Source organism: Aequorivita antarctica, from assembly GCF_007997155.1.
Classification (GTDB): Bacteria; Bacteroidota; Bacteroidia; order Flavobacteriales; family Flavobacteriaceae; genus Aequorivita; species Aequorivita antarctica.
Genome location: NZ_VORT01000002.1, coordinates 138,190 through 160,534 on the forward strand (window position 1 = coordinate 138,190; position 22,345 = coordinate 160,534).

23 protein-coding genes are annotated in these 22,345 nt (G+C 37.1%); 8 read left to right on the forward strand and 15 right to left on the reverse strand.

Features of this window, described 5'->3' with window-relative positions; translation table 11 throughout:
- Window positions 1-14: 14 nt before the first annotated feature.
- Window positions 15-551 carry a 1-acyl-sn-glycerol-3-phosphate acyltransferase gene (locus tag ESU54_RS03220; RefSeq protein WP_111843707.1) on the forward strand — a complete coding sequence of 179 codons (537 nt, stop codon included), beginning with the start codon at window positions 15-17 and terminating at the stop codon, window positions 549-551.
- Window positions 552-692: 141 nt separating this feature from the next.
- Complete coding sequence (locus ESU54_RS03225) at window positions 693-1,721, forward strand: hypothetical protein (RefSeq protein ID WP_111843708.1); 1,029 nt, start codon at window positions 693-695, stop codon at window positions 1,719-1,721.
- 74 nt (window positions 1,722-1,795) lie between these two features.
- Here the strand turns inward: ESU54_RS03225 and ESU54_RS03230 are convergent, their stop codons facing one another.
- From ESU54_RS03230 to gcvT, 5 genes are all read right to left on the reverse strand, one after another.
- Complete coding sequence (locus ESU54_RS03230) at window positions 1,796-2,518, reverse strand: YebC/PmpR family DNA-binding transcriptional regulator (RefSeq protein WP_111843709.1); 723 nt, start codon at window positions 2,516-2,518, stop codon at window positions 1,796-1,798.
- A gap of 178 nt (window positions 2,519-2,696) precedes the next feature.
- Window positions 2,697-2,978 carry a 4a-hydroxytetrahydrobiopterin dehydratase gene (locus ESU54_RS03235; RefSeq protein WP_111843710.1) on the reverse strand — a complete coding sequence of 94 codons (282 nt, stop codon included), beginning with the start codon at window positions 2,976-2,978 and terminating at the stop codon, window positions 2,697-2,699.
- A 41-nt stretch (window positions 2,979-3,019) separates the two neighbouring features.
- A complete protein-coding gene (locus tag ESU54_RS03240; RefSeq protein ID WP_111843711.1) occupies window positions 3,020-3,877 on the reverse strand; it encodes a sugar nucleotide-binding protein in 858 nt (285 codons plus the stop codon).
- Between the two features lie 21 nt (window positions 3,878-3,898).
- Window positions 3,899-4,813 carry a glutaminase gene (locus ESU54_RS03245; RefSeq protein WP_111843712.1) on the reverse strand — a complete coding sequence of 305 codons (915 nt, stop codon included), beginning with the start codon at window positions 4,811-4,813 and terminating at the stop codon, window positions 3,899-3,901.
- Entirely contained in the window at window positions 4,813-5,895 is a 1,083-nt protein-coding gene (gcvT, locus tag ESU54_RS03250) for a glycine cleavage system aminomethyltransferase GcvT (protein ID WP_111843713.1), read from the reverse strand. The genes ESU54_RS03245 and gcvT overlap by 1 nt, the downstream gene beginning before the upstream one ends.
- 143 nt (window positions 5,896-6,038) lie before the next feature.
- Between gcvT and ESU54_RS03255 the strand changes: the two genes are divergently transcribed.
- Complete coding sequence (locus tag ESU54_RS03255; RefSeq protein ID WP_111843970.1) at window positions 6,039-7,400, forward strand: NAD-dependent succinate-semialdehyde dehydrogenase; 1,362 nt, start codon at window positions 6,039-6,041, stop codon at window positions 7,398-7,400.
- Window positions 7,401-7,488: 88 nt separating this feature from the next.
- On the opposite strand, the gene ESU54_RS03260 is transcribed toward ESU54_RS03255, so the two are convergent.
- The gene (locus tag ESU54_RS03260) at window positions 7,489-10,581 is read right to left on the reverse strand and encodes a WD40/YVTN/BNR-like repeat-containing protein (protein WP_111843714.1); all 3,093 of its coding nucleotides are present in this window, start codon (window positions 10,579-10,581) and stop codon (window positions 7,489-7,491) included.
- 94 nt (window positions 10,582-10,675) lie between these two features.
- A complete protein-coding gene (locus ESU54_RS03265) occupies window positions 10,676-11,452 on the reverse strand; it encodes an outer membrane lipoprotein-sorting protein (protein ID WP_111843715.1) in 777 nt (258 codons plus the stop codon).
- Window positions 11,453-11,530: 78 nt separating this feature from the next.
- Here ESU54_RS03265 and ESU54_RS03270 point away from each other — a divergent pair, with 78 nt between their 5' ends.
- The 3 genes from ESU54_RS03270 to ESU54_RS03280 are packed head-to-tail and all read left to right on the forward strand — an operon-like array spanning window position 11,531 to window position 13,506.
- A complete protein-coding gene (locus ESU54_RS03270; protein ID WP_111843716.1) occupies window positions 11,531-12,223 on the forward strand; it encodes a hypothetical protein in 693 nt (230 codons plus the stop codon).
- 5 nt (window positions 12,224-12,228) lie between these two features.
- Window positions 12,229-13,116 (forward strand): DUF72 domain-containing protein, encoded by an 888-nt coding sequence (locus tag ESU54_RS03275; RefSeq protein WP_111843717.1) that lies wholly within the window; start codon window positions 12,229-12,231, stop codon window positions 13,114-13,116.
- Window positions 13,117-13,506, forward strand: a complete 390-nt coding sequence (locus tag ESU54_RS03280) for an acyl-CoA thioesterase (RefSeq protein WP_111843718.1) — start codon at window positions 13,117-13,119, stop codon at window positions 13,504-13,506.
- 2 nt (window positions 13,507-13,508) lie between these two features.
- Here the strand turns inward: ESU54_RS03280 and ESU54_RS03285 are convergent, their stop codons facing one another.
- Window positions 13,509-14,771 carry a mechanosensitive ion channel family protein gene (locus tag ESU54_RS03285; RefSeq protein WP_111843719.1) on the reverse strand — a complete coding sequence of 421 codons (1,263 nt, stop codon included), beginning with the start codon at window positions 14,769-14,771 and terminating at the stop codon, window positions 13,509-13,511.
- Window positions 14,771-15,049, reverse strand: a complete 279-nt coding sequence (locus ESU54_RS03290) for a DUF3817 domain-containing protein (RefSeq protein WP_111843720.1) — start codon at window positions 15,047-15,049, stop codon at window positions 14,771-14,773. The genes ESU54_RS03285 and ESU54_RS03290 overlap by 1 nt, the downstream gene beginning before the upstream one ends.
- Window positions 15,050-15,163: 114 nt before the next feature.
- On the opposite strand from ESU54_RS03290, the gene ESU54_RS03295 reads away from it, so the two are divergent.
- Window positions 15,164-16,087 (forward strand): mechanosensitive ion channel family protein, encoded by a 924-nt coding sequence (locus tag ESU54_RS03295; protein WP_111843721.1) that lies wholly within the window; start codon window positions 15,164-15,166, stop codon window positions 16,085-16,087.
- A gap of 61 nt (window positions 16,088-16,148) precedes the next feature.
- On the opposite strand, the gene ESU54_RS03300 is transcribed toward ESU54_RS03295, so the two are convergent.
- A complete protein-coding gene (locus tag ESU54_RS03300; RefSeq protein WP_111843722.1) occupies window positions 16,149-16,889 on the reverse strand; it encodes an SDR family NAD(P)-dependent oxidoreductase in 741 nt (246 codons plus the stop codon).
- Between the two features lie 62 nt (window positions 16,890-16,951).
- Window positions 16,952-17,566 (reverse strand): M15 family metallopeptidase, encoded by a 615-nt coding sequence (locus ESU54_RS03305; protein WP_111843723.1) that lies wholly within the window; start codon window positions 17,564-17,566, stop codon window positions 16,952-16,954.
- A 70-nt stretch (window positions 17,567-17,636) separates the two neighbouring features.
- On the opposite strand from ESU54_RS03305, the gene ESU54_RS03310 reads away from it, so the two are divergent.
- Entirely contained in the window at window positions 17,637-18,362 is a 726-nt protein-coding gene (locus ESU54_RS03310) for an SDR family oxidoreductase (RefSeq protein ID WP_111843724.1), read from the forward strand.
- A gap of 80 nt (window positions 18,363-18,442) precedes the next feature.
- On the opposite strand, the gene ESU54_RS03315 is transcribed toward ESU54_RS03310, so the two are convergent.
- From ESU54_RS03315 to ESU54_RS03325, 4 genes are all read right to left on the reverse strand, one after another.
- Window positions 18,443-19,285, reverse strand: a complete 843-nt coding sequence (locus ESU54_RS03315) for an OmpA/MotB family protein (RefSeq protein ID WP_111843725.1) — start codon at window positions 19,283-19,285, stop codon at window positions 18,443-18,445.
- Window positions 19,286-19,379: 94 nt separating this feature from the next.
- Complete coding sequence (locus ESU54_RS17765; protein WP_170253255.1) at window positions 19,380-19,517, reverse strand: hypothetical protein; 138 nt, start codon at window positions 19,515-19,517, stop codon at window positions 19,380-19,382.
- A gap of 38 nt (window positions 19,518-19,555) precedes the next feature.
- The gene (locus ESU54_RS03320) at window positions 19,556-20,446 is read right to left on the reverse strand and encodes a mechanosensitive ion channel family protein (RefSeq protein WP_111843726.1); all 891 of its coding nucleotides are present in this window, start codon (window positions 20,444-20,446) and stop codon (window positions 19,556-19,558) included.
- Between the two features lie 11 nt (window positions 20,447-20,457).
- Window positions 20,458-22,284 (reverse strand): sodium:proton antiporter, encoded by a 1,827-nt coding sequence (locus ESU54_RS03325; protein ID WP_111843727.1) that lies wholly within the window; start codon window positions 22,282-22,284, stop codon window positions 20,458-20,460.
- Window positions 22,285-22,345 lie beyond the last annotated feature (61 nt).

The window sequence follows — 22,345 nt, forward strand, 5'->3', positions numbered from 1 at the left end:
GATAAAATCCGTTTATGGGAATCGCAAAATTTGTTTTTGAAAAAATGATGGGCTGGCGCATTGATGGTGTTTTTGACCCAACAGTTAAAAAAGCCGTTATAATAGTAGTTCCCCACACCAGCTGGCACGATTTCTATCTTGGATTATTTACCCGTAGAATAACAAAAACCCAGATTAACTATATCGCTAAAAAAGAATTATTTCGCTGGCCTTTTGGTTGGTACTTTCGCTGGACAGGAGGTGAAATGTTAGATCGAACGCCCGGGCAGAACAAGGTAGAAGCAATTGCTGAAATTTTCAAGAATAAAGAAGAGTTCCGCTTGGCATTGGCGCCTGAAGGTACCCGAAAGAAAGTAACGGATTGGAAGACAGGCTTCTATTATATCGCCTTAGCGGCAAATGTGCCTATAATCTGCGTTCCTTTTGATTATAGCAAAAAGACTATAACTATAAACAAGCCCTTTTATCCAACAGGAAATATAGATTTAGATTCTGAAAAGCTTCGCGTCTATTTTGAAGGTGTTGTTGGAAAAAAAGCTGAATATTCGTAATTTCCAGAAATCCTTAAAAAAGAGTTTCTTAATTATTAACCAACTGATCTTAAGATGAATTTGTTAAATAATAGTTAAGCATCCAACATTCATAAATTAAATTAAGATTTCCCGTTATTTTTATAAAAATTTAAAAAAACTATGAAAAGCCTAAGACTTCTAATACCCTTTTTGGTCATTACACCATTTATTATTTCTTGTACTGTTGACGACGGCTCCGAAGATGGGTCTCAAATTCCTCCAACCATATTGGCAAACCTTTATGCAACGAGCAATACAACCAATTCAATTATTTCATATGATATTACAACAAATGGCGTTTTTATCCGCCCTATGAAAAGTAGTTCAAATGACAATGAAGGAATTTACTATAACGATGTTGCAGACGAATTAACGATTGTTTCTAGAGAACAAAAAGTAATAAATACCTATCGCAATATTAATGATACACCTGCAAATGGAGATTTGAGTCTAGTGGCATCTGGTGATGTTCTGCTTAATAGTCCTCGAGATATTGCAGTAAAGGATAATTTTTATATTATTTCAGATAACGCCGATACTGATGGAGACCCTAATACAGATGATGGGACGTTTTTTATTTTTACGAAAGATACCAACGCCTATACGCTGCGCAATAAAGTAAAAGTCAATTATGCTGTTTGGGGTATTGAACTAATAGGAAATGATCTTTACACCGTGGTTGATAAAACTTCCGATGTAGCTGTGCTTAAAAATTTCATTACAACTTATACAACTGATGTTACTGCCACGCCAGACAAGCAGATTACTATAGGAGGTATTACCCGAACCCACGGAATTACCCAAGATGGCGGAACTGTAATTCTTACCGATATTGGTGATGCTCAAAACGATACCGATGGAGGGTTTCAACTTATTGGGGATTTTGTTAATAGATTCAATGCTATTCCCGATGGCGGAACTTTACCATTCGCAGGAAACCAATTGAGAGTATCAGGCTCTATGACCGATATGGGCAACCCTGTGGCGGTTGAATACGACAATCCCAGTCAAACAATTTTTATTGCCGAACGTGCCAATGGAGGTGGAAAAGTTTTGTTTTTTGACCAAATAGGAATAGGAGGAAACATAACACCTACTATGAGCTCAGAGTTTCTAGGAGCATCTTCCCTATATTTTGATAATAAATAAAGCAAACTGATAATCAATAAAAAATGCCATCTGAAATATTTCAGGTGGCATTTTTTATTGATTTCATAAGAGTTTTACTCTTCCGAAGACTCCTCCATAGTATGATAAACGTTCTGAACGTCATCATCTTCTTCAATCTTTTCTAATAGTTTTTCAACGTCAGCAGCTTCTTCTTCGGTCAATTTCTTGGTTACTTGCGGAATCTGTTCAAAACCAGAAGAAAGGATTTCAATTTTATTTTCCTCCAAATAAGATTGAATCGCACCAAAACTCTCAAAAGGACCGTAGATTAGTATTCCGTCCTCATCCTCAAAAATTTCGTCAACGCCGTGATCTATTAGTTCAAGTTCAAGCTCTTCAATATCCAAGCCTTCTGGGTTTATGCGGAAGTTACACGTGTGGTCAAACATAAAAGAAACTGAGCCAGAAGTTCCCATACTGCCATCACATTTATTAAAATAACTACGAATATTTGCAACAGTTCTGGTATTATTATCGGTTGCTGTTTCAATCAAAATAGCAATTCCGTGTGGAGCGTAGCCTTCAAAAAGCACTTCTTTATAATCGCCTAGACTTTTATCACTGGCACGTTTTATGGCACGTTCCACATTGTCTTTGGGCATATTTACCGCCTTCGCGTTTTGAATTACTGCACGAAGCCTAGAGTTAGCGTCCGGATCAGGACCGCCTTCTTTTACTGCCATTACAATGTCTTTGCCAATACGCGTAAAAGCTTTGGACATTGCGGACCAACGCTTCATTTTTCTTGCTTTTCTGAATTCAAAAGCTCTTCCCATACTATTATTATCTATTGTTATTGATTATTTTCTATCCTAAAAGAAAGTTCAAATATAAAAAAATCCAAACTCCGAACCCAAATTACAAAACTCACCTTTCAGAAGGTTTAACTCTTGAAATTTGATGTTTTATTTATTGAATTTTTTTTTGGAATTTGGCACTTGTGAATTATTATTTCTAACCTATTAACTCATCAATAATCTTAGCCAACTCAAAATCCTTTTCAGTTACACCTTCAGCATCGTGAGTGGAAAGATATATTTCCAATGAATTGTAAACATTGCTCCATTCTGGATGATGCTGTAATTTTTCAGCTTCAAAAGCAATTCGGGTCATTGCGGAAAACGCCTCTTTAAAATCATCGAATTCAAAAATGGTATGTAGTGCACCTTCTTGGTAATCCCACCCTTCAAATTCCTTTAATTTTTCTTTAATCTGTTTTTCTGTTAATGCTTTCATCCTTTTTTATTTTAAATGTGGAGCCGCAATATATTACGGCTTTACTTTATTGACATAATCTCTTCATTTAAACTACACTCTTCAATAACTTGTGAAACAGTAATTTGAAGAGATTTAGGCAATATATTGTCCTTCGGGAGAATTGAACTGTATCTAAATTCATTACTATGAAAAACACTTTTAAAGATAGGCATTTTATCGCCCATTTTTGAAGTGATTTCCCTAAAAAGATCTTCGTGGTGCACCATATCATTACTGGCTAAATGAAAAACACCTAGCAGTGATTGGTTAATGATATAATGGATTTGTTGGCACACTTTACTAATTGTTGTTGTGGTAATTACCAAATTGGGGAATACCTCAAAAGTAGCTTGATGACGTATGCACTGTCTTAAATGCAAAATTTGTGGTGAGTTGATGCCCAGAACCATCGGCAATCTTATTACGGCAGTCTGCTGTGGTATTGTTTCCAACAATAATTTTTCTATCGAAATTTTAAATTTTCCCGAAGCTGTTTCCGACAATGTTACATCGTTTTCATAAGAAGGATGTCTAAATTTTCCATTAAATACTTCAGAAGAAGAGATGTAAAGTACCGAACAAGCTGAATTTATCAATGCATAATTCAGGATTTGTTGATAGGCTTCATACTGGTTTTTATAATCTCCGTTTATCGCTGAAATTATAATAGTAGGTTGAATTTTATTTAGCAGCAAAAACATAGAATCTTCCTCCACACAAAAATTATGGAAAACCTGATTTTCTGAAAAAGCGCCTTGCTGTTGACAATAGGTGCAGTGAACTTCAAAGTAGGGCAGAAGCTCTTTGTAGAGACCATTGCCAATAAAGCCGCTACCGCCCAAAATTAAAATTCGTTGTTTTTCTACTTTCTTTTTCATTAAAATCCGCTTCGAAATTTCTTAAAAAATAGAGAGTTTCGTTTTTGTAGTGAATTGTTCTAAAGCCTGCATTCCCAAATATGAATTTCCTTTAGGATTTAATGCTGGCGCCCAAGTTGCAATGGTAAAACAATGTGGTAATAAAGCTACAATTCCTCCGCCCACGCCACTTTTCCCAGGCAGCCCCACTTCAAATGCAAACTCACCAGCTTCGTCATAAAAACCACAGGTAAGCATAATCGCGTTGATACGTTTTACTTGGCTGGAAGTTAAATGTTGTACGTTCTTTAAACACTTTCCTTTGTTTGCAAAAACGAAAAAAGCGTTGGTAAGTTGTCTGCAATCCATCATTATTGAACATTGATGGAAATAGAAGTCTAAAACATCTTCCACATCATTGTGAAGATTTCCATAGGCCTTTAAAAGATTGGCCGCAGCATAATTGTTGAAACCGGTCAATCTTTCTGACTCGGTTACTTTTTCGCTATATGAAATGGTTTCGTCGTGCGCTAATTCTCTCACGAAATTCAAAAAATCTTCTTTCGGATTTTTAAGATGTGAAAGTAAAATATCAGCAACTACAATGGCTCCAGAATTAATCAGGGGGTTTCTTGGAATTCCATCTTCAAGTTCTAAAAGTGAAAGATGGTTGAAAGGGTGCCCAGAAGGCTCCACATCGACACGTTCCAATAAATCATTTCCCACTAACTGAAATGCTTTAGCAAGCGACAGTACTTTTGAAATACTTTGGATGGATAATTTTTCGGAAGCATCACCAACCGAGTAATTTTCGCCAGTAATTAGATGTAAATGTATTCCGAATTTATCTTTGGGAACATTCGCCAATTCTGGAATATAAGCTGCAACTTTCCCCGTATTTTCAACTTTTTTGAGTGACTCGTGAATTTCTTCTAATATAGCTTGATAATCCAACATTACCCTTTGTAAAATGGAGTTTTCACAACTGTTGCGGCAACGGGTTTGTTTCTTATTTGAATAAAAATTTCAGTTCCTGGAGCGCTGTTCCCAACAGTAACATACCCCATCCCAATACCCTTGTTTAATGAAGGTGCCATCGTTCCACTGGTTACAATACCGATATTATTTCCGTCTTTATCAGCAATTTCATAATCGTGGCGTGGGATGCCGCGTTCGTTCAATTCAAAACCGATTAATTTTCTTTTTACGCCTTCTTCTTTTTGCTTTTTTAAATTTTCAGAGTTCACAAAATCCTTGGTGAATTTTGTAATCCAGCCCAAACCAGCTTCCAAGGGTGAAGTGGTATCGTTTATATCGTTTCCGTAAAGACAAAAGCCCATTTCAAGTCTAAGTGTATCACGCGCGGCAAGGCCAATTGGTTTAATGCCGAAATTTTTACCAGCTTCCATCACTTTTTTCCAAACTTGTTCCACTTCGCTGTTTTTGCAATAAATCTCGAAACCACCGCTTCCGGTATAGCCAGTTGCGCTTATGATTACGTGTTCAATTCCTGCAAAATCAGCGACTTTAAAATGATAGAATTTTATGGCGCTTAAATCTTCAGAAGTTATTGATTGCATTGCCTCAATAGCTTTTGGACCCTGAATGGCGAGTAATGAATAATCTTCGGAAAGGTTGCGCATTTCAGCACCCATTGTATTGTTTTTTGAAATCCAATCCCAGTCTTTATCAATGTTTGAAGCGTTTACGACCAATAAATACTCTTCGTCTGTCAGTTTATAAACAATTAAATCGTCCACAATGCCACCAGTTTCATTGGGAAGACAGTTGTACTGTGCCTGTCCGTCAACAATTTTTGAAACATCGTTGCTGCATACTTTTTGAATTAAATCCAATGCTTTTGGACCAGTAATCAAAAATTCGCCCATATGCGAAACGTCAAAAACGCCAACTGCTTTGCGGACGGTTTCGTGTTCTGCGTTTACGCCTTCGTATGAAACGGGCATATTATAACCTGCAAATGGCACCATTTTGGCACCCAATTGTTCGTGTATATGTGAAAGTGCTGTATTTTTCATATAAAAAAGATTTTCGCAAATGTATTACAATAGGTAGAAGTTACCGATTGTTTCGAGGGTTTATTTTCAACAATTTTCGCGTTAAAATCATCTTAATCGGCTGCTATATTCCCAATGTTTTCAATACTTTTAAAATAAAAACCATGGCCACAACCACTTCACTAAATCCTTATACGGGAGAAGCCTTAGATTCCTATAAAAATCACATAAAAAAAGAAGTTTCAGAAATAATTGACAAAGCTGATAATCGTTTTTACAGTTGGCGCGAAACTTCGTTTTCAGAACGGAAAAAATTAATGTTGGCTGCCGCTTCGGAATTAAAAAAGAATAAAAAGGAATATGCTGAAATGATGACGCTTGAAATGGGCAAACCAATTTCACAAGCAATCGCCGAAGTAGAAAAGTGTGCTTGGGTGTGTGAATATTACGCCGAAAATGCCGAAAAACAACTTCAAAACGAAGTGATTAAAACGGACGCCCATAAAAGTTATGTGAGTTACGAGCCTTTGGGAGTTGTTTTGGCGGTAATGCCTTGGAACTATCCATTTTGGCAAGTTTTCCGTTTTGCAGTTCCAGCGCTTATGGCCGGAAATATTGGTGTTTTGAAACATGCATCCAATGTCTTTGGAAGTGCTTTAAATATTGAAAAAGTTTTCAAAAGAGCAGGTTTTCCAGATAATTGTTTTACCACTTTATTGATTGGTAGTGATGCTGTAGAAGATGTAATTGAAAATGAAAAGATAAAAGCTGTAACCCTTACTGGAAGCGGACCAGCAGGTTCTTCTGTTGCTTCCATTGCTGGGAAAAATATTAAAAAAACTGTTTTGGAATTGGGAGGAAGCAATGCTTTGGTTGTTTTGAAAGATTGCGATATGGATAAAACCATCGCAACCTGTGTTCAAGCCCGCTTTCAAAATACCGGACAAAGTTGCATTGCGGGAAAACGGTTGATTATCGACGAATACATTTCGGAAGAATTTGTGGAAAAGATGCTTGTAAAAGTTCGTGAACTTAAAAGTGGCGACCCCATGGACCAAGAAACTTATATAGGTACTATGGCGCGCGAAGACTTAGCTAAAGACATAGAAAAGCAAGTGAATACTTCGGTGAAAGCTGGAGCAAAACTGGCAATAGGAGGTAAGCGACAAGGTGCCTATTTTGAACCGACAATATTAACGAATGTGACAAAAAACATGGCTGTTTTTAGTGAAGAAACTTTTGGTCCAGCACTGTCTATTACAACTTTTAAAACTGTGGAAGAAGCAATTGAACTTTCAAACAGTTCAAAATTTGGATTGGGCGTTTCGCTCTTCACAAAAAATATTGAAGAAGCTGAAAAACTGGCGCTTCAGTTTGATGAAGGCGCGGTTTTTATAAATGAATTAGTGAAAAGCGATCCACGATTACCTTTCGGCGGAATTAAGCAAAGTGGTTACGGACGTGAGCTAAGTGAGCACGGCATCCGCGAATTTGTTAATCGTAAAACTATTTTTCTTAATAAGTAGAAAACAAACTTCTTTTTGCCCGTTCGAGCGCAGTCGAGAACTTTTAACCCTTGAATATTATTAGGTTTCGACTGCGCTAAACCAAACATTATCCTCTCTTCAAAAACGCTTCTTTGCTTTGTATTTCGGGTTTTTCGATGTTGTTTTTTTCCAAAAAAGAATTGAATTTTTTTCCTTCCTTATTCATTATGGTTTCATAGCGCTTCTTAGCTTTTGAAAAATCCTCAGAAATCAATTCAAAATTAGCTTTCGAAGCTCCCGAAACCTTATTAAAGTTAGACGCTACATTGCTGTAGAGGTCTCCCATCTTTTCGCGTAATTCAGGTTCAGCGGAAGCAACGTAATTATCGCCAGTTGTAATCACCAAATCTTTTCTGAGGTTTTCCAGGGCATTGTAAAGTTTCTGGGAATCTTTCTTCCCCTTAGGATAATTTTCTATAATCTCAGTAGCTTTGGTTTGAGTTTCGTTGATCTCATAAACCATATAAGCTAAATCTTCAACCATATCATAAAGTTTTCTGGTAAGTGCTTCCTGCTCGTTTCGCTGCTCTAAAGTGGTTACCGATTTCTCATCATATTTTATTTCAATATCGTGGCTGTAGGTTTCATTGCCTTTTGTAAGTACAACCTTGTATTTTCCCGCTGGAACTCTTAGCGCTGTAAAACCACTAAAAGCAAGCGTCTTTGCTTGTGCCATTTTTGGAGCTGTAGTCATGAAATTCCAACTTATAATATTTATCCCTTTCGATTTTCCAGGGGTGAGGGTCGTTATTTTGTTTCCCTGAATATCTTGGATTTCAATTTCCATTTTCCCGAAAGTGTGGCGCTTTTTGAGGTAATAAACAATTTGAGCAGCTGTGTTTTTATTTTCACCTACAAATTGAGTTTCGGCTCCAAAACTTCCGCTAAAATCACTATCTTCAGTCATTGTGAAAGGTTTTGTTTCGAAAAAATGAACATCTTTATTCATAATTTCCGGCGTAAGTTGACGTAACGGACTTATATCATCAATAATAATCACACCACGACCGTGTGTGCCCATCACCAAATCATTAGTGCGTTTTTGAAGATCTATAAAATGAACCGCTACAGGAGGCATGTTATTTGTGAATTCGGACCAGTTTTTTCCACCATCTATTGTCACATACAGACCCAATTCAGTTCCAAGGAAAAGTAAATCTTCATTTACATAATCTTCTTGAACATTTCTAACGAAAGCTTTTGAATCAATATCTTCTGAAATGATAGTTTTCCATGTCTTGCCGTAATCACTTGTTTTCAGGGCATAAGGTTTCATATCACCAGTAGTGTGACCTTCAAAAACTGCATAAGCTGTACCCTTTCCGTGAACGCTGGCTTCAATATGATATACCCAAGTATTTTTTGGAATACCAACAAGATTTTCGGTAAGATTTGTCCACGTTTTTCCACCATCGGTTGTAAGCTGAACATTTCCGTCATCGGTTCCCACCCAAATTATATTTTGGTCAAGCGAAGATTCTGCAATTGTGAAAATAGTTGTATGTTTTTCTGCTCCGCTATTATCTACCGAAAGTCCGCCTGAATTGGCTTGATCTTGTTTCGATTTATCGTTTGTGGTTAAATCTGGTGAAATAATTGTCCAGCTATCTCCCATATCGTCCGAGCGATGCAGAAATTGACTTCCCATGTAAAATCTATCAGGGACGAAATTGCTTACTGCCATAGGTGCATTCCAATTGAAACGCAATTCAGGGTCGCCTTTTTTTGGTTGTGGCTGGACGGTTGTGGTTCTGTTTCTATCCACGTCATAGCGCCAGACATTGGCTGCGCCTTGCATTTCGGAATATATTATATTTTTTGTAGGATGCCTCAAAACTCTAAACCCATCGCCGTAGCCAACGCTATTCCAGTCGCGAGCGGTAACTCCACCGGGAGCGGAGGAAGGGCCGTACCAACAGCCGTTGTCCTGTAAACCGCCGTAAACATTGTAAGGCTCAGCATTGTCAACACTTATGTGATAAAATTGTGAAAGCGGGAGGTTTTCAACAATTTCAAAAGTGGAGCCTCCATTCCAAGAACGGTAAACGCCACCATCAGTTCCTGAATAAATGATATCACTATTATTTATATCGAGAACTACATCGTGAATGTCGCTGTGCATATTCCCAAGATTTTTGAATGTTTTCCCGCCATCGCGGCTTATGGAGCCTGTTAAACCACCTTTCAGCACAATGTCAGGATTTTTTGGATCAACCGTAATTCGTGAAAAGTAAAAAGGACGTACGGTAAGGCCAAAGTCATTGTTTAAATGTTCCCAAGAATTCCCGCTGTCATTCGATCTCCAAAGACCGTTTGTGCTTTTTTCTCCAGTTTCAATTACCGCATAAATAATTTTACTGTCGCTTGGTGCCATTGCAATCCCTATTCTTCCCAACTTTCCTAAGGGAAGATTATTAATTAATTTGTTCCAAGTTTTTCCGCTGTCGGTAGATTTGTAGATGGCGCTGTTTTCTCCACCAGAATTAAAACCCCAAGCGGTTCTTCGGAATTGCCACATGGAGGCAAACAAAACATTTGGATTTTTTGGATCCATTAAGACATCTGAAACACCTGTAGACGGTCCAATGTATAGAATTTTGTTCCAAGTTTTCCCACCATCTGTGGTTTTATAAACACCGCGATCTTCACTATCGCTCCAAAGCGCACCCAAAACACCAACAAAAACTTCATCAGTATTATTTGGATTGATAACTATAGAAGCAATCCTTTCGGAATTTTCAAAACCTGGAATCTCTTTCCAATTGTTTCCGCCGTCGGTAGATTTATAGAGACCGTTTCCCACCGAAACAGAGTTTCTAGTCCAAGTTTCACCTGTGCCTACCCAGATTACTTCGTCGGGGTTTTTTGGATCTAGTTTTACAACACCAATGGACTGAGCATGTTTATCAAAAATAGGAGCGAAGGTTGCCCCGCCATCGCCAGACTTCCATACGCCACCGCCAGCTGCACCCACATAAAGGATACGTGCGTTCGTGGGATGATTTTCAATATCGTTAATACGTCCGCTCATAAGCGCTGGGCCTATATGCCGTGCTTTCATATTGCCGAAGAGCTCTTTTCCTTTTAAGGAGTTTTCCTGGGCTTGTAAAAATGTGAGAGAAGATAAAGCGGTGAGAAATGTAAAGAAGAACGTTTTCATTATGGTTAGCTTTTGGTTATTCTAAAAAAAATAAAGGAAAATGTAATGAAAAAAAAATCCCCGAACGAGCAGGGATTATTTTGAACGATAATTGTTATTCTTTTATAACAGGATTAGTTTCTGTAACGGGAAAAGCAAATATAGCGTCATCTACTTCAGGGTTCAAGATAATATTTGTGATTGTAATTGCTTGCCCGCCAGGTTGTCCTTTTGCGCCCTCTAATATTGAAAAAGGGAAATAAAGTCCACTCACTTCTTGATAATCGCTTAATTTTGTTTGGCTTACCATGCCTGCTGCTGGCCCAGATTTAACTTCTTGCTCAACAACAATTGGCACAAAGTTTTCGGTATCAAAATAATGAAAGGAAATATCTTGTTCTTCTTTTCCATCAACCATTACAGGTTCTTTAACCAATTTTATTTTATAGGTTTCAGTTCCCTCAATAGTTTCTTTTCCTATAAGCTCCACAGTATATCCATTTTGTTTATAGTCAATAAAAGGACTTAGAAAATCATTTATTTCATTTTTATAATTTCCAGTTGCTTCTGCATCACTCTTTTCTTCTTGCATAGTCATTTGGTTTGTACTCCAAAGTGTTTCTCCATCAAAGACATTTTGATAGAAATTTTGTCCTTGAAAACTCGCTTTAGCCATAGATTTTCCATCTTTAGTTTGAATCATTTCAACAGGAAGTTCCATTCCCTGAAAGTTGACTTTTCCTTCAAATTGTATCCCTTTAATTGCTTTCCAGTTTTCAATACCTCCAGTATTTTCAAAATAATTATTTAATATTTCATCAGCTGTCTGAGCTGATACTGGCGCGATGGCAGTTAATAAAAATGCGATGGTAAGTGTTTTCAAAATTTTCATAAATAAATTTTTAAGTTTTAGTAAATATATGACTAACAGAAAAACAATGTGTTACAAGGTTCAGTGTAAATATAAAAAATGTTTTATTTAAAAACTCTGAAAACCTTATATTGCAAAATAAAACTATACATTATGAAAAGCGCTTTATTTATTATTACTTTATGTATATCTTTTTCTTTTTATTCGCAAAACGAAGTTGGGATTATCTTAAAAAATTCAGGAGATAAAATTACAATTTACGATGGCTCAAACTCCAACAATAAAAAGTCTATTGGAGGAATGGCTGCTGGTACATTTGGCCCAATAGCTTTTAATGAAAAATTATTGTATTACTTTGATTTTGATGGAAAAATTCAAAATATAGAGAATACAGAATATTCTGAAGTTAAACTTGGAAACGGAGAAGTTTTATTTATGACACTCCCTCATAGCAAGGATGGAGGCGGACTTCGGGTGCATAGAATTATTGCAAAAAGTGATAAATATATTTTGGGAGATTATATAGGGCAAGACGTACATTTTTTCTACATTTTTGATACTGATAAAAATCTTGTGGAACGAAGAATTCCACATTCTGTTACAAAAAAAGTATCAGAAAAAGCAATGGAAAAAGTAAAAGAATATTTTGGAGACTGCACCGATTTGATGGAAGAGCTGGAAGTAAATTTTTCTCACCCAGAAAAGAGAGGAATGATGAAAACATATTTTCTTTTATTTCATGTAGAAGATGGAAGAATGGTAAACCTTTTGTCAAACATTGAATGTAATTAAAAAGTATGAAATTCGGAAAAGTTGACAACCCCGAGAATATAGATTTCACACTTCCTCCAGATCATATTGGAACGAAGGTAATTCTGTCTAAACAGAAGAAGTCTGAAAAGCCTAATCTATATGTTGGCTGTGCAAAATGGAACAAAACTGATTTAAAAGGCTTTTATCCGCGAGGCACAAAAGACGAGTTGGCTTATTATTCAACCCAGTTTAACAGTATTGAGCTGAACGCTACCTTTTATAGAATTTTTCCAGCCGATACCTTTGCGGGTTGGTATGAAAAAACACCTGCCGATTTCAGGTTTTTCCCAAAGTTTTTTCAAGGAATCTCACATTGGAAAAGGCTTCAAGATTGCGAAGCTACTTTAAATGAATACATCTTGAATTCGTCAAATTTGAAGGAAAAGCTACAAATGCCCTTTGTACAATTACCAGACAATTTTGGTCCTAAAAATATTGATAGATTGGAGCCGTTCTTCAAAATGCTTCCGAAGGACATAAAACCTGCCATAGAATTTCGACATACAGATTGGTTTAATGATAAAAAAGTAGCCGAAGAACTCTATGGAATTCTTGAAAATTACAATATTACCAATGCAATCGTAGATTCTGCAGGAAGGCGCGATTTACTTCATATGCGGTTAACCACACCCACTGCTTTTATCCGTTACAATGGCGCAAACCACGAGAGTGACTACGTTCGTTTGGACGATTGGATAGACCGTTTGGAAACTTGGATTGACCAAGGCTTGCAGAACATTTACTTTTTTGTTCATCAAAACCTTGAAAAAGCATCACCTTTGCTTTCGGCACATTTTATTAAAAAAGCGAATGAACGGTTTGGAACAACCCTTCACATACCACAAATGGATAACCCTGATACTTTATTTTAGATGAATTTTCATACAAGAAAATGGATTAAACCCGAAGACTTAAACCCCAACGAAACACTTTTCGGAGGGAGACTGCTGGAATGGATTGATGAGGAAGCTGCACTTTACGCCATCATTCAACTTGAAAATCCACGAACGGTTACAAAATTTATGAGCGAAATAAATTTCAGAAGCTCTGCTAAAAAGGGAGATATTATTGAAATAGGGCTGGAGGTAAGCAACTTTGGAAAAACTTCGTTGACACTGGCCTGCGAGGTACGCAACAAAATGACGCGGGAAGTAATTATCAGCATCGACAAAATTATCATGGTTAGCTTGGACGAGGAAGGACACCCTTCACCGCATGGAAAGATTGAAACGGAATACGTAAAAGACCGTTTGGCTAAATAAAATTATTTCAAGTCATGAAAATCTTTGCCTGTGGGCAATTCAAAAATTTCTAAATCGAAATATGGGATAGCAGCCAGTAAATGGTCAAAAATATCTGCTTGAATGTGTTCGTAATTCACCCAATTTTTATCCTTGCTATAGCAGAATATTTCTATCGGAATTCCTTTATCGGTAGGGGCTAAGTGGCGCACCATTAAAAATAGATCTTTATTGATGGCAGAGTTTTCATTTAAGAGCGCATCTGCGTAATAGCGGAAAACTCCCAGGTTTGTTTGGTTTCTCCCGTTTATCAATAATTCTTTATCAATTTCGTTTTTCTCGTTGAATTTGTTCACCTCTTTTTGCCGATGCTCCAAATAAGGTTTAATAAGTTGAATTTTCTTTAACCTTTCCAGATCTTCGAAAGAAAGAAACTTGATGGAAGATTGTTTAATAAAAATGGAACGTTTTATTCTTCTGCCATCACTTTCCTGCATTCCACGCCAGTTCTGGAAGGAATCTGCAATCAAACTGTAGGTGGGAATGGTTGTAAAAGTATTGTCGAAATTCTGGACGCGAACGGTTGCCAGATTGATTTCCGTAACATAACCATCGGCGCCAAACTTACTGAAAGTAATCCAATCACCGATACGCACAATATCATTCACAGAAACCTGAATGCTTGCTACAAAACCGAGAATGGTATCTTTAAAGATCAAAAGGATTACTGCAGAGGCAGCTCCAAGAGTGGTCAAGCTGACAACCGAAAAACCAGTAAGAAGCTGAACGGTCCAAAAGATTCCAATTCCCCAAGCGAAAATCATCATCACTTGCACATAGCTTTCTATCGGTTTGTCTTTGTAGCGCTCGTTTTCTTCCAAAAAATTTCGCGTGGTTCGCAAAATGCTTCTGAAAATATAAATACAAAGAACTATTAAATAAATCTGTGCGGCAATCTGTAAAAGATTTGTGACAAAGGGAGATTCCACAAAAATTATAGGAAGCAAGTACCAAATAATCGAAAGTGGGAAGAGATGCGCAACAAACCGAGGAAAATTGCTTTTTACAAGATAATCATCAAAGGTTGTTTTGGTTTTGTTGCTGAATGCTTTAAAAGCTTCAATAATGATTTTCCTTAAAATTATATCAAGTATAAAAACCGCAACTAAAACAATAATACAGTTTAAAACAACATTCATAAATATAGCCCATTGGTCAGCCATTCCCTCATTCATAAGGTAATCCTGCAGCAAGCAACTGTAATGTTGAATTGTTTCGCTATTCATTATAAATATTTACGCTCTACATAAAAAGGTCCAAAAGGCAGTACTGAACACATTATCACTATAAACAAATCTGTAATGGACCACTTCAGTTTTTTGTACATATAAATTGCCCCGCCAACATAAAGGACGAACAAAACACCGTGTGCCATTCCCACAATTTGTACCATTTGGGGCATATGCCAAATATATTTTAAGGGCATCGCTATTCCCAAAAGTACCAGAAAAGAAATTGCTTCCAAAGTGCTGATTAACCTGAATGATTTTACTGAAAGTTCCAATGTTTTAAAATTTTTTGTCAAAGATACATGTTGCAACTTTCTCTACTAGACTTTAAGGTTAATTTATGGGAAGAATTATTTTGTGAAGATTTACTATCTTTAAAAGAAAAATAGATGCTTCCACTTTTACAATCTCCTTCTGAAACAATCCAAAAATCCGTTGCAAGTTATTACGAAGAATTCCTGAAAGTGTTACCGCGGATTGCTTTGGCGATTTTAGTAATAATTTTAGGAGTTTTGCTGGCCCAATTGCTTACTAACTTTTATAAACGGCGATTTCAACAAAAATCTGAAGACCCACTTATGTCAAGGTTTTTAGCGCAAGCGGTCAAAATCATTCTCGTTATTATTGCCGTTATGCTCGCATTGAGAATAGCAGGTTTAGACGGTATTGCAACCGGACTCCTAACAGCCGTTGGCGGTGGGGCAATAATTTTGGGCTTTGCTTTTCAGGATATAGGGAAGAATTTTTTGGCAGGAATTATACTTGCCTTTAATAGACCTTTCAATATTAACGATACTATTAAGATTGACAACATTTTTGGAAAGGTAAAGGAATTGAGCTTTCGATACTCCCACATAAAAACTTTTGATGGTCGGGATATTTACATTCCTAATAGCGATGTGCTAACCAAACCGGTTGAAAATTATACTGCGGATGGCTTTTACAGAGTAGATTTTACTGTGGGTATTGGCTATGAAGATGACATCCAGGCTGCAAAAAAAGTTATTCAAGATATTTTAGATGCAAATAAAGAAATAATACGTGATGCCGACCACGAAAATTTTGTAATCGAAGATGAATTAGCGGCAAGTACAGTAAATTTAAAAGTTTTCTTTTGGGTTGATACTGTTGATTACAGAAGAGCTTCCCGAGTGTTGAGAGGATTGGTTATTCGTCAAGTGAAAGAAGAACTCTTCAAAAAAGGCTTTAATCTTCCTGCGGATATTAAAGAGCTTAAAATTTATGGAACCGAGGATGCAATCCCTATTAAATTCCGAAATAGTCCAGTATTTCCTAAAGAAGATAATAAATGATACGCTAATCCCCGGTTCAACATTAATCAAACTACCACAGGGATACAGAGCTAAAAATTTGTTATTGGGCCGTATATCCACCGTCAACAAGATAATAGGAACCTGTCACAAAACTCGCCTCATCACTGCATAACCAATAAACGAGATTTGCCACTTCGTCTGGTTTACCCAAACGGCCTATCGGGTGCATTTGTGCCAGCACTTCTTTTGTTTCGTCATCAATTTGATCGAGTAATGGTGTTTTTATATATCCAGGCCCAACCGAGTTAATACGAACATTATCCTTGGCATATTCCAAAGCTGCGGTTTTTGTCAAACCCACAACCCCGTGTTTTGCGGCAACATAAGCAACGGAGTTTGGCGTACCGACACTTCCCAAAATAGAAGCCATATTCACGATAGCCCCACCGCCTGCTTTGATTATTTCAGGAACTTGGTATTTAGTACCGTAAAATACGCCGCTTAAATTAACGCCGATTACCTTTTCCCAGCTATCTAATGGATAATCTCCAGTCTTCGCCATTTCACCACCAATACCTGCATTGTTCACGGCATACTGCAAACTGCCGAATTTTTTAACGGTTTGTTTAACCAACTCTTCACATTCCTTAGCTTTGGAAGTGTCTGATTTTATAAAGAAAGCCGTACCATTTTTATCGGTTATCTCTTTCACTACTTTTTTTCCGGCTTCTTCTGCAATATCCGAAACCACTACATTTGCGCCCTTTTCTGCAAATTTATGAGCAATCGCCCTTCCCAGACCAGAACCTGCACCTGTCACTATTACTGTTTTATTCTTCATGATATTTGTTTTGTATAAAGTTACAATGAAGTTAACGTAAAGTGTATTAATGAAATATTAAATCAATCACAGGGCAAAGGAACATTCAAGGTTTTATAGCTCCAATTTTTTCGAAAACTGAAATGCCACCATTCGGTTCGAATGGTATTAAATCCAAATTTGCGCATTCCTTCAAAAAGCAATTTTCGGTTTTCTAATATTTCTTTTGAAAAATTGTAATTGTCAATATGAGCTTCTCTACCAAAGTAATCGTAATCGCTACCCATTTCAATGTAATAGCCATCTATAGTTTCCAGGGTAATATCTACGGCTGCACCTTTGTTATGAATGGAACCGTTGCCGTAAGGATTCCCCACATAAGTTGGCCTTGGCACTTTTGCCCACATTTTTTTTTGCACGTCCAACGGGCGATAGCAATCGTATATTTTTATGCGGTAGCCTTTTTCGCAGAAATATTGATTAGCTTTTAGCAGCGCCTCGGCTACTTCGGGGCGGAGTAGACATTTTGGGCAGTCGTAAAGGGTTTCTCCTATGAAATTGTTTGGGGTGGCGTAACGTATTTCATAGTTAAATTCAGTGGAAAGTGTTTCAAGGTTGACGAGGGGGTCTTGAGATTTTTCTTCCGAAGAAAAACTGAAGAACATAAAAGTGAAAAGCAAAATTGGCAACAACTTCATTTGTCAAATTTAAGCAGAATTTAATAACATTAGCTTTCGCTATTTGTAACTTTGGAAAAAACGTTAAACTATGAATGATTTAGGAAAAAAATCCGCTCTGATTACAGGCGGGACAAAAGGAATAGGTTATGGGATTGCTGAAGCTTTGTTGAAAGAAGGCATCAATGTTGCTATAACCGGAAGGACAAAGGAAACGGCTGAGGAAGCCGCAAAACAATTAAACTCCAATGGAAACGATAGAGCACAAGCCATTGGTTTAGAAGCAGACGTTCGCAGTTATGAAAGCCAACAAAAAGCCGTAAAAGACGCTATTAAACATTTTGGAGGCGTTGACATTGTAATCGCAAATGCGGGACTTGGTCATTTTGGTTCTGTGGAAGATATTACTATAGAAGAATGGAAGGAGACGATAGACACGAATCTTTCTGGACCATTCTATTCCTTGAAAGCGAGCGTTGACCAATTGAAAAAAAACAAAGGTTATTTTATAAGTATTTCTAGTTTGGCGGGAACCAATTTCTTTAAAGGTGGAAGTGCTTACAATGCAAGTAAATTTGGATTGACAGGTTTCACACAGGCTGCAATGTTGGATTTGCGAGATCACGGAATCAAAGTTTCTACGATTATGCCTGGTTCGGTTTCAACCCACTTTGCAGGTAACGAGCCGGATGCGAAAGATTCATGGAAAATCCAGAAAGAAGATATTGGTGAACTTGTTGTTGATTTATTGAAGATGAACCCTCGTACGCTTCCGAGCAAGATAGAAGTGCGGCCCACTATGCCTCCTTCAAAATAAATTTTACTTCTGAATAGTAAATAAAAAAAGGCGGTTCATTTTAAAATGAACCGCCTTTACCATAGTTATTTACTTTCTTTTTAGTTGGCAGAAAGCAAGGCCAAAAATTTGTCAAGGTTTGGCAAGATTACAATGCGCGTTCTTCTATTTGTTGCGCGGCCTTCCTTGGTTTCATTTTCTGTTAGTGGATGGAAACTACTTCTTCCAGCTGCTATCAGCTTTTCAGGAGCTACCCCGTAGTCATCCTGTAATTTACGGATAACGGCTGTGGAACGTTCCACACTCAGTTCCCAGTTGTCTTTAACGTAAGCACCAGGCTTTACAGTTTGGCTATCGGTATGACCTTCAACCATAACTTCCAAAGCTGGTTCGCTGTTGATTACATTGGCAAGTCGCTCTAAAAGCGGATTTGCCTTTGAATTTACGCGAGCACTTCCTGAGTTGAACAATAATTTATCAGAAATGGTAATCATTACCACAGTTTCATCAATATCAATCTTGATATCATCTTCTTCACCTTCGCCAACTAAACTGTTGTCAAGGTTTTTTTTAAGATTGTGGGAAACGATAAGATTCATTGAATCTTTAAGAGTTTTAGCTTGTGCCAATTCTTGGGGATCTACGTTGGCAAGAGCTTTCCTCATTTTTTCCTTATCATTTTCTGAAACCACAACGCCTTCAATTTCCTGAAGACGACTGTTATTACTATCAGTCAATGATTGGATTTTTGAATTGTAGCTGGCAACGCGCTCTTCAATCTTGGCGTACTTGGCTTCAATTTCCTCTTTTTCAAGTTGGGTTTTAGATAACGTAGAGCGGGTATCATTGTATTGATTTTCCAGTTCTACATACTTTTTTTTTGATACACAAGATGTAGCAAAAATTGCTGTCGCCAGCATGGTTAGTGCAATAGCTTTTTTCATAATACTAAGTTTTTAAGGTTTGTAATGCAAATATAACCGCACAACTCACCAAAAAATTAGTTAATGGATGCTATTGTTTTGTTAATAAATGTTTTCAAAACCACTCAAAAACGTAGCCCAGCAGCCAATAAAGAAATATAAAAACAACGATGGTGCCAATACAGCCGCACTTTCCGCCACCAATTTTTTTGGCGCCCCAACCGGCTAATATAATCCTGAGTAATTTTTTCATAGTAAATGAATTTTAAGGATATAACTCTTATAATAAATTTATTCGTCCTTGTTTGGTGCCATCTGCAACTTGTTTTTTCCAAAATCCAATGTTCGAATAGGGAAAGGAATGTTTATTCCAGCTTCATCGAAATTCTTCTTAATAAGCTTGATGGCCTTATGCTGTGCTTCAAATTTAGGTCTAGGCTGTTGACTTTGAATCCAAAAACGTGTAATAAAATTGATGGAACTGTCGCCAAATTCGGTAAAATAAAATTCAACGCCTTCATTTTTTTGTTGTTCAAAGTTTTCTGTGATTATTTTGGTAACTAAATCTTCCACTTTTTGAAGATCACTTTCATAGCCCACGCCGCAGCTTACAGAAACACGGGCACGCTCTGTCCACGAATAATTTGTAAAAGGACTATCAACAAAAATTTTATTCGGAATGATTACATAGTCATTATCCGTTTGGCGAATGGAAACGGCCCTTAGGTCAATTTCTTCTACATAACCACTTTTGCCTTGAGCCTCAATAAAGTCACCTATGCGCACTTTGGGTTGGAAGGAAAGCATAAAACCAGAAACTGTGTTGCTTAATGTTCCTTGCAACGCAAACCCAATAGCCAGTCCCATAACTCCTGCTCCAGCCAAAATAGAGGTTAATACTTTATCAAGTTGCAAAACGCCCAGCGCTACAAAAAAACCAATTAATATGACAATGGTATAAATTAATTTGGAAAGAATCTGTTTAATAGATTCATCGCTAAGCTTTTTAAAAAGGACTTTCCGTGAAAACTTTTTAAGGCCTTTTGCAATAAAGTAAAACAGTACCATAACAAGAATGGCCACGGCAAAATTAGGAAGTTTTAGGATGATAGCATCAAGCCAGCCGTCTAGTTTGTCCCAAAGATTTGAAATGGAGTTGCTTACTGAAAATTTTTCTGACATAAGTTTTTAATTTAAAAAAGAGTAGAAAGCATAAATGTACCTAAAACCCATAAAATTATAGAAAGAATTCCTCCAATAATAAAGAAATGCTTGAATTTATAAATTCCCATTCCATATATTAAGGTGTTGGTTTGATAGCCCATTGGGGTGAAGAAACTAAAATTAGCCCCGAAAAGCACAGAAAGGATAAATGGTTTCATAGATAGATCCAAACCAACGGCAACCGCAATAGCAATAGGCGTCATGATAATTGCCGTTGCATTGTTGCTCACCACGCTACTCATCAGCATTGTAATTAAGAATATTAAGCCAATTACAACTAAATTTGACTGCCCACTCAAAATGACTAATAAATGGTCCGAAATCCATTTATCGGCACCCGTGTTGTTCATAGCGATGCCAAGGGGCATCATTCCTGCAAGTAAAAAAATTACTTGCCAGTTAATACGATGATACACATCATTCAAATCTAAACATCTAGTTAGTAACAATAAACTGACCCCAGTAATCGCACTTATTAAAATAGATAAGATTCCGCTCGCTGCCAAACCAATGACGAGGAGCAGTATTACGAAAGATAGCGTCTTCTTTCTGGTATTTACTACTGGCTTGGTTTTGTGTTCCCTAAGAATTGCCACGTTCTCCATTTCGTATAGCTGGCCAATTTCATTTTTCGGAATTTCAACCAACAATCTATCTCCAGGTTTTAAGGTGATCTGCTCAATATTTTTTCGAACTAAGCGCTCTTTGGTGTTCCTGATGTTTCTCCGCTTTTTGATGGCAATGGGCAATGCACTTTGAAAGGTTTGTTTTCTGAGTTGTTTTAATGTTTTCCCAATTAATATGGAACCAGGTAGAATCAGCAATTCCACAAACCCTAAATCGTCTTGCTTTTTTGCGTTCCCATTTTCCTCTTCAAATTTCTCCGCTATCTTTTTTTTGTCATTTTCCTGTGTTTTGTGAACACTCAAACCTTCAGCCTCATTTATTTTGGTTAAATTTTCCAAGTCGCACATAAGTAAAAGCTTATCATTTGCTTTTAGAGTTATATAGCGTCCAGGGGCGTTGGTTATTTGTTTGTTGCGCGTAAGCTTTAAGATGGATATTTCGGGATTGTTATAAAGAAAAGTGTCTTCAATGTTTTTGTCGATCAAATTAGAACCTTTGTTAATTACCACTGTTGTCACATAATTATCCAAATCATAAGCATCTTGTAAATCTTCTTTAGAATCATTAGGTAGCCATCTTGAGGCAATGGTTACAACAATAATTCCCACGATTAAAAAAATAACTCCAAAGAATGAAAATTCAAAAAAACTGAATCTTTCGGCTCCCAAATCGCGTGCAACGGAATTTACAATTAGGTTGGTGGATGTTCCCATCAGTGTACAGCTTCCTCCTAAAATACCTGCAAAGGAAATGGGAAGCAGCAGTTTTGATTGTGACACGTTAAAACGTTTCGCCAATTCTGAAATGATTTTTATGAAAACAATCACAACCGCTGTAGTATTTATAAATGCCGAAATACCGCCCGTTATAAACATAAAAATAGGCAACAACAGAAAGAGCGGGAGTATGTGAAGGTTTTTGAGAAAACGTGCTAGCGAAGCAATTACACCGTTGTCCTCAAGTGCAAGTGCAATAATCATTAAAGAAAGAACTGTGATTGTAGCAGTATTTGAGAAGCCGGAAATTGCTTCTTCTGGTTTTACCAAACCTGTCAAGGCAAGAGAAGCAATAATAAGCATCGCAATTTTATCAACGGAAAAGACTTCAAATGCGAAAAGAATGATGGTAATGAACAGAATAGAAAAAACGAGTATTATTTCTGTAGTCATTTTGAAATATGGTTAGTCTTATAAAGATAACCGCAGAAATAATACTCGTTCCTAAGAATTT